This window comes from Clostridium sp. CM74B_53, from assembly GCF_036318045.1.
Lineage (GTDB): Bacteria > Bacillota > Clostridia > Lachnospirales > Lachnospiraceae > Pilosibacter.
The window spans coordinates 1-7,820 of the sequence record NZ_JAWQDE010000033.1 but is presented as its reverse complement, the minus strand read 5'-3'; the positions used below and the strand labels follow the sequence as shown (position 1 = coordinate 7,820).

Annotated in this window: 7 protein-coding genes, 1 pseudogene and 1 CRISPR repeat array; of the genes and pseudogenes, 7 read left to right on the top strand and 1 reads right to left on the bottom strand. The window is 41.9% G+C overall.

Translation table 11 applies throughout. The annotated features are described in order from the left end of the window. The coding region (locus V2546_RS15510; RefSeq protein ID WP_329752818.1) for a ParB/RepB/Spo0J family partition protein at nucleotides 1-1,294 on the bottom strand (1,294 nt) is incomplete at its 3' end. Nucleotides 1,295-1,581: 287 nt separating this feature from the next. On the opposite strand from V2546_RS15510, the gene cas5c reads away from it, so the two are divergent. The 7 genes and pseudogenes from cas5c to V2546_RS15475 form a co-directional block, all read left to right on the top strand. Continuing rightward, nucleotides 1,582-2,250, top strand: a complete 669-nt coding sequence (cas5c, locus tag V2546_RS15505; protein ID WP_118532101.1) for a type I-C CRISPR-associated protein Cas5c — start codon at nucleotides 1,582-1,584, stop codon at nucleotides 2,248-2,250. Continuing rightward, nucleotides 2,243-4,066 carry a type I-C CRISPR-associated protein Cas8c/Csd1 gene (locus V2546_RS15500; RefSeq protein WP_182426820.1) on the top strand — a complete coding sequence of 608 codons (1,824 nt, stop codon included), beginning with the start codon at nucleotides 2,243-2,245 and terminating at the stop codon, nucleotides 4,064-4,066. The genes cas5c and V2546_RS15500 overlap by 8 nt, the downstream gene beginning before the upstream one ends. After that, the gene (gene cas7c / locus V2546_RS15495) at nucleotides 4,059-5,120 is read left to right on the top strand and encodes a type I-C CRISPR-associated protein Cas7/Csd2 (protein WP_329752815.1); all 1,062 of its coding nucleotides are present in this window, start codon (nucleotides 4,059-4,061) and stop codon (nucleotides 5,118-5,120) included. Before V2546_RS15500 ends, cas7c begins: the two co-directional genes overlap by 8 nt. 2 nt (nucleotides 5,121-5,122) lie before the next feature. Continuing rightward, complete coding sequence (cas4, locus tag V2546_RS15490) at nucleotides 5,123-5,767, top strand: CRISPR-associated protein Cas4 (protein WP_329752813.1); 645 nt, start codon at nucleotides 5,123-5,125, stop codon at nucleotides 5,765-5,767. Between the two features lie 22 nt (nucleotides 5,768-5,789). Further along, nucleotides 5,790-6,842, top strand: coding sequence for a CRISPR-associated endonuclease Cas1 (cas1, locus tag V2546_RS15485; RefSeq protein ID WP_182426823.1), 1,053 nt, complete (start codon nucleotides 5,790-5,792; stop codon nucleotides 6,840-6,842). Between the two features lie 2 nt (nucleotides 6,843-6,844). Continuing rightward, entirely contained in the window at nucleotides 6,845-7,129 is a 285-nt protein-coding gene (gene cas2 / locus V2546_RS15480; protein WP_118532111.1) for a CRISPR-associated endonuclease Cas2, read from the top strand. Nucleotides 7,130-7,310: 181 nt separating this feature from the next. Continuing rightward, nucleotides 7,311-7,601: direct repeats of the CRISPR family, unit length 32 nt; unit sequence GTCAGGGCTCGTAAGAGCCCGTGGATTGAAAC. A 77-nt stretch (nucleotides 7,602-7,678) separates the two neighbouring features. Continuing rightward, nucleotides 7,679-7,820 (top strand): annotated as a pseudogene (locus V2546_RS15475) (transposase); the annotation flags it as partial.

Sequence of the window (7,820 nt, the reverse complement as noted above, 5' to 3'; positions counted from 1 at the left end):
CCTTCATTTCCCTCGGCGTAGTTTCCTTGCCGAAATACTTGCTCAGTTCCGCACCTGTCAAAATCACTTTGTCTACCTCCTTTTTGTCCTCCATCATAATGCCGTCGATCACATCCCCGTTGAGCAGCTTCTTTTCGTCCAGTTCCCGCATACGCTTTGCCTGCGCCTGTGAAGGCGAGGACTGCTGGCTGTCAATGGCAACGGCGATATAGTTCTGGTTCTTCTTGCCGATATAGGAAAGCTCCACCGCCGTAGTAAAGCCCAGTTTTTTTTCATCCATCAGCTTCATCAAGTCGGGAACCAGCTCATTGAGCCGGATATACCGCTGCACCTGTTTGACCGCCATCTTATTACGCTCGGCCACAATTTCGTTGGAGCGTTTTCCTGCGTCCTTCGGGTCAATCTGGCCCGAAGTGCGGGAGCCCTGGTGCTTGATAGCCTCAAGCTGCATTTTCAAGGCTTTGGCCCGCTCACTGGGGAGGATTTCTTCACGCTGGTTGAGATTATCCTCGACCATCTGCGTGATGGCTTCATCGTCTGTCAGGTTTCGGACGATACAGGGCATATCCGCATATCCGGCAAGCTCGCTGGCTTTCTGGCGGCGGTGGCCGGACACGATCTCATAGCCGCCATCCTCACGGGGACGGACGATAGCGGGCTGGGTCACGCCCTTGTCCTTAACGCTGGACACCATAGCCCGCATTTCTTCATCGTCCCGGACTTCAAAGGGATGGTTCTTGAAGGCGTGGAGTTCGTTCAGCTTGATATAGACGATCTGCTCCTTGCCCCGGCGTGGAGCATCCTTCGGTTTTTCGGGTTCCTTCGGAGCGGGAGCGGCCTGTACCGTTGGAGCCGTTTTTTTCTCCGGTTCCTTTTTGACCGCCTTTTCCGTTTTCTGTGCGGGAGCTTTGGATTTCGAGGCTGCGTCCTTGTCCTTATCTGCTTTCGGGGGACGGCCCCGGCGCTTCGGCTGTTCCGGCTCTTTGGGTTTTTCCTCTGCTTTTTTCGGAGCCTCCGGCTGCTTTTCCGGTTTCTCCGCTTTTGCCGGGTCAGGCTTTTCCACGCCGGGAGCTGCCGCTCGTTCCTCGGCTTTCTTTTCCTTCATAATTTCAGCGAAGTTATAGACAGAAACCTGTGGGGTCTTTACCTCTGGTTCCGTCTTTTTTTCCGGCTCCGGGGAAACGGAAACCTTCTCCGGCTCTTTTGGGGGATTAGGCGGTGTTTCCTTGCCCGGCCCGCTATCCGTTACCGGCTGTTCCGGCGTTTTTGTGGTTTTATCATCTGCCATAAGCATTTACCTCCTGTTTTTTGGCATGAAAAAAGGGGCTCAACTTTTCAGTCAAGCCCCCGTGGGAAGTTCCTCCTTTCTCCGCCATGATACAAAAATACCGCCCGTAGTCTCGTTTGGGCGGTACTTTGTGTAAGATTGGCAGTCCATTATTAAGTTTTTTATTATGTTCCCTTTGTACACCGTTGCAACATGTGCATGATGAACAAATTATAAAGATATAAGTAATGTTGTATTGACAAAAAGCATAATAAGATGTATATATTTAATTAGACATAAACGGAGGTGAGAAAATGCCTGAGAATGTTGTTGTAGACATTTACGGAAAATTTGCATGTTTTACCAGAAGCAATGCCAAGGTAGAACGAGTGAGCTACGATGCACCGACTCCATCAGCATGTCGCGGTGCATTGGAAGCAATTTATTTTAAACCCGGTGAGTTTCATTATCAGATTAAAAAGATCGAGATCATGAAACCAATTCGCTATATTAACATTAAGCGAAACGAGGTAAATAAGAAGGCTGTATTGGATGGAGAACCGATCATTGTAGAGGAGTCGCGGACGCAAAGAAATAATATCTATCTTCGGGATGTATACTACAGGATCCATGCAGAGATCATAAAAGAAAAAGGATGTGAAGAAAGAGTCACGCAGCAGTCATTGATCGACCAGTTTAACAGGAGAGTGAAAAGCGGAAAATGTTTTCATCAGCCGTATCTGGGATTGAGAGAATGCATGGCGTTCTTTACACCGCCAGATCCTGACATACATCCAATCAGTGAGTCAGAAGACCTTGGAATTATGCTCTATGATAATTTTGACATTAAAACCCATACCCCATTGGATACAGCGAAAGGAGAAGGAAACGTGTATCGTACCTTTTATCATCCTTATATCTGTAATGGAGTGATCAATGTTCCGGACTTTGCAAGCAGGGAGGTGTGGAAGGAGGATGTATAAAGAAATATATGATTTTGCCATAAGTCGGGGAATTGGATCTGCCGGAAATACAGAAAAAAGAGATGTTGCCGCTTACATAGAATTGGATCGTGAGGGAAATTATCGTGTTCTGGAAGCGCGCAGTAAAGATGAACGGAAGCAAAAAGTATTATGCCCCAAAACCCCGAAGCACCTTGCAATTTCCCCTGTCTGTGAAAAACTCAAATATATATGGCCGGAATGTGCAGGAAACATTCAGGGAAAAACGGAGAAGATCAAACATGAAGAGTGGATTTCATGCATGAAAAAAGGTGCAGAACGGTCTGAGTCGATAGCGATTGCTTATAAATTCCTAAATAAAATTGAAGATAGTCCGGAAATGGCACAGGAATTGTGGATCAAACTGGAAAGCTTCAAGATCAAACCGGGAGAATTTGTATCTTTTCGGATTGACGGAAAAAATCTTGAAAACGAAACGGATTGGAAAGAATGGTTTGAAGAATATTGTGATGATATTATACGTTCGGGATCGGATGAAAAAATGCCTGGAAAGAAAATAGTTTCCTGTATTACCGGACAGAAAGTGGATCCGATCGTGGGAAAATTTCCAAAGATAATGGCTCCTCAAACAGGAAGCGGAGTTCCGGTCTTTTCGAACGATCAGAGTTCTGTAACGGGGGAAAGGTGCTCGTTCCATTCATTTGGAGACAGCGGAAGCACGGCGTGTCCAATGTCAAAGGAAGAGACCGAGATCATTAAAGCAGGAATTGAATATCTGCTGACCTCAGAAAACAATCATGATAACAATTTTGAAATCATGTACTGGTTTGATAATCCGGATGCATTCGATCTGATCAAAAAAGCTATTTCGATCGGGGATACAGATTTTGCTAAATTGATGGATGAACTGGAGGAAACCACAGAGAGATCTCAGGGAAAAGAAGAAAAATATTCCGCAGCTCTTCAGACATTAATAACAAAAGAAAAAGAAATAGAGTTAGGAAAAGTCAGCGGAAATTACTATATTATGAGCTTTGATGTTCCGGCAAAAGGCAGGCTTTATTTATCTGATTATCATAAAGATACATATCAGAACCTTAAGGCAAGTATAAAAAAATGGTATAAAGACACGACGATCATTGATAGCCGATCGAATTTTGAATATCGGATCACAAATCTGTATGCAATTTTATTGGGACTGCTTGAAAAAAAGGACGTCAAGGACAAGTTCAATCAGGCAAAAAAAGAGCTGGGTATGGATATTAAAAATCTGCTCAACGCTGTAATTTCTGATCAAGAAATCCCTGTAAGGATCTTACATAAGGTGTCTCATCGCGTGGACAGGGATATATTAGAGGGGAAAATCATTCCTGATATTTTTTATCTGCAACTTATAAAAGCATACCTGATAAGAAAAGGAGATGTTGAGATGGAAAATGCAATGAAGCTCAATAAAGAGTACAATGGGATATATAGTAAAGGATATCAATGTGGACGGTGGCTTGCATGTATGGATTATATTCAGTTCCTTTCGGCACAGAAAGGCGTCAATGTATCTATAGCAAAAAAGTATTACAAAGCGATGAAAAAAAGCCCGGCTAAGATTTTTACAATGGTTAACGACAATAAAGAACATTATCTGGGTAAATTAAAATCCCGCAGTATGTTTGATAAAATTTTCGGGGAAATTTCTAATTCACTCAATGGAGATATCCCTGCGCATTTCTCCATTGAAGAACAGGCGGCATTTGACCTGGGTTATGCGCAGCAGCGTATGGTCTTTATGTCTACTAAGAATAAAACTGCAGAAAACAAGGAGGAAAATGAGAATGAGTAATGTTGTGAAGCTTGCGGAAGCAAAAGAAGTTGTAAAAAATACCTATACATTTACGATGCTTGTTGAAGCCAAACTCGCAAATCCAAATGGAGATCCAGATATGGGAAATCTGCCAAGACAGGACATTGAAACAGAAATTGGGATTATAACTGATGTAGCATTTAAGCGGCGCATAAGAAATTATATTGATGTGGCGTATGCGGGAGAAGATGGAATGGACATTCTGATGCGCAATGGGGTCAGCATCAATAAGGAAATCGCTAAAATTGTATTGGAAGTAAATGGGAAAGAAAAATTCGCAGAGCCCTTTAAGAATAAAAAAGTTCCTGAGTCTGCCGCTGCATTTTGCAAAAGATTTTGGGATGTAAGAACTTTTGGAGGAGTTCTGTCAACAGGACGAAATGCAGGTCAGATCACAGGACCAGTACAGCTTGGAATGGCTGAATCGGTAGATCCGATACATATCGAAGACATGACGATTACAAGAATGTGTTATACAGATGGAAATGATTTTTCAACCATTGAGGATTACGAACGAGAAGAAGCTGAACATGATGAACAGACGAAGAGAACCATGGGTGAAAAGAAAGTTGTATCATATGGTTTATATGTTGTTCAGGGAACGATCAGTCCCAGTTTGGCAATCCGCACAGGTTTTTCGGAAGATGATCTGAACAAACTTTTCGAAGCACTGTTGCAGATGTATGAATTCGACAATTCAGCATCAAAGCAGGGTATGCGGGCAGCCTCTCCATTAATTATTTTTAAACATATTGGTACCCATCCGGAAAATCCGGAGCAGAATGAGAAAGAGGCACTGCTCGGTTGCATGCCGGCGCATAAATTGTATAACATGCTTCGGATAACAAAAAAAGAAGGGGTTGAATATCCGAGAAAGCTGGAGGATTACGACATCGCTATGCAGATTCCGGAAACAATGCGTGGGATCAATATCGGAGTCAAGGAAAATCCATTCGGCGACATTATCTGGAGAAATGAATCGACAGATGAATTTTCACAGACACTCGAAAATAATGGCATACAGGTAAAATGATCATGGATGATGAACCCATCTTATTATCCTGGATATCGCAATGGGTGTTCTGCAAACGAAGATTTTATCTCCAAATCGCAGAGCAGAACTTTATTGAAAATGTTTTTACGGCAGAAGGAGCCCGCGATCACAAGCGGGCTCATGAATGCAAGATCGAAAGACGTGGGACTCACATAAAAGTGACAGGACTTCAAGTAGTTTCTGAGAAATATCATTTATTTGGAATTTGTGATTCGGTTGAGTTCGAAGTTATTTCGGATGGCTGTTATATTCCTTTCCTAGAGGAAACATGCAGAATATACCCCGTTGAATACAAACATGGAAAAAAACGTGATGAGGAAGAGTATAATCTTCAAATGGCGGCGCAGACACTGTGTTTGGAGGAGATGTTCCATACAACGATTACAACCGGCTATATTTATTACACAGGATCGAAAGAACGATTTGAAGTAAACATTTCCGATAAAGTCCGGGCGGATGCAGTAAAGTTTATAAGAGAGATCAGCAGTTATCTGGAAAATCTACATCCAATCAAACCGGAACTGAGAAAGAGATGCAATGGCTGTTCTTTAAACGATCTCTGCAATCCGCGAAAAATACTTGTTCAGGATTACATGGAATGTATACGAAAGAAGTATATCGTATAATATTTATGGAAGAAGTGGTGATGTGATACAGGTAAAAAAAGTCTTATATATCCTGAATCCAAACACATATATTCATTGTGAAAATGATGTGTTTGAAGTTATCACAAAGATGATAGATTCAGACGGTGTGGAATCAAAAAAGATAGTAAATGTTCCTGCATTGACAATCGAGCAGATTGTAATATTCGGTCCGGCAACAGTTTCGGATTTCCTGGTGGGATATTGTTCAAAACATAAGATACCGATTTCTTATGTATCTCAATATGGCGTATACTACGGAAGAATGTGCGGAAAGAATGTGGGAAATGTGCTTCTGCGAAGAAAACAGTATCAGATTTATGACTCTTCTGAAAAGCTGGCAGTTGCTAAAAATATTGTTCTGGGCAAAGCAATCAATCAAAAGAATCTGCTTGAATATATGGCAAAAAGCATAGAAGAGAAAAAATATCAAAAATTGTCTCAGGCTTCGCAGACCATATCCGGGATGTTGGGAGACATTGCTGCTGCAAAAACAGTTGATGAGATCAGAGGATTGGAGGGGAGTATCGCTTCTAATTATTTTGACCAGTTTGACAATATGATCAAGCAAAAGTCGACCGGGATGGAGTTTGAAAAGAGAAGTAAGAAACCGCCGGAAAATAACTGCAATGCACTGCTTTCATTTTTGTATACAATGCTTACACTCAACTGTACGGCAGCTTTAGAATCTTTCGGCTTGGATTCAGCAGTAGGATATTTACATGAACTTCATCCGGGAAGAGATTCCCTTTCCTGTGATCTGATCGAGGAGTTTAGAGCGCCATTTGTAGACCGTTTTGTACTTACGTTGATCAACCGCAAACAGGTTACTCAAAAAGACTTTGAAAGTGTGAGTGGAAATATACAATTGAAGGAGATGGCGAAAAGGAAAATATTAACAGAATGGGAAAATTCTAAAAATGAAAAGGTTCCATTTCCACTGTATAAAAAAGATGTGCAGAGAAAGCTGATCCCGTATTTGCAGGCGCAGTTACTCGCGCAATATATTCGTGGAGATATTCCGGAATATCCGCCATACATTTGGGAGGGGGATTGACAGTGTTTATTTTGCTTTCATATGATATCGCAGATAGTCCGGAACGACTTAGAAAAGTTGCAAAAATATGTGAAAATTATGGGGTACGTGTTCAGAAATCTGTTTTTGAACTCGATATCAGCATGGCAAATTTTGTGCAATTAAAGGCCGAGTTATCCCGCCTTGTTGACAGAAACGCCGATACGATCAGATTTTATCGCTTAGGGAAGAATTATAAAAATCAGATAGAGGTGATTGGAAAACGTGAGGACATTGAACTTAGCCAGGATAATTCCATTATTTTATAGTGGAAAAAGGGAGGTGCACATAAAAAAGAAGAGATGAATTAAACAACATGCACAAAAGTTCAGCGTACAGATTGTGCATGATTTAATATTGAAATAAGCATGTTATTTACGATTGTGGTTTGAATTGTGAATGATATAAAATATGCGGCAATTTTTAGCAAATAGTTTGTTTGAAATTGCTGTCAGGGCTCGTAAGAGCCCGTGGATTGAAACAGAAAATGGAGATCCATATGATTTCCCCTCTTGTCAGGGCTCGTAAGAGCCCGTGGATTGAAACAAAACATCATCCGGAACCGCAAGATCCTCATAGTCAGGGCTCGTAAGAGCCCGTGGATTGAAACTGTCAGTCCCTGCTTAATCATCGAATAGACATCGTCAGGGCTCGTAAGAGCCCGTGGATTGAAACGATCAGAAGCAGATGGAGGCGCTCGGCCATCTGAGTCAGGGCTCGTAAGAGCCCGTGGATTGAAATAGGGCTACCGCAATCCCACTGGCTTTAGACGGTGGGTTAAGGTAGCCGGAAGCGGAGGTTTGTGCTATACTTGCGTTATGGAAACGTGGAAGTCAAAAACAGACACAAATATTTGTTACAGTATCATATTATTTTCGTATGCAAGTATAGAAAGAAATTGCTGATGTCAAAACAAATATCAGATGATATAAAGCAGTTTTCTTATGAGATATGTCAAAA

Bases quoted from the DNA above. Each gene is read 5' to 3' on its own strand.
- cas4 (WP_329752813.1), top strand. From the start codon at position 5,123: ATGGATGATGAACCCATCTTATTATCCTGGATATCGCAATGGGTGTTC.
- cas7c (WP_329752815.1), top strand. From the start codon at position 4,059: ATGAGTAATGTTGTGAAGCTTGCGGAAGCAAAAGAAGTTGTAAAAAAT.
- V2546_RS15500 (WP_182426820.1), top strand. From the start codon at position 2,243: ATGTATAAAGAAATATATGATTTTGCCATAAGTCGGGGAATTGGATCT.
- cas5c (WP_118532101.1), top strand. From the start codon at position 1,582: ATGCCTGAGAATGTTGTTGTAGACATTTACGGAAAATTTGCATGTTTT.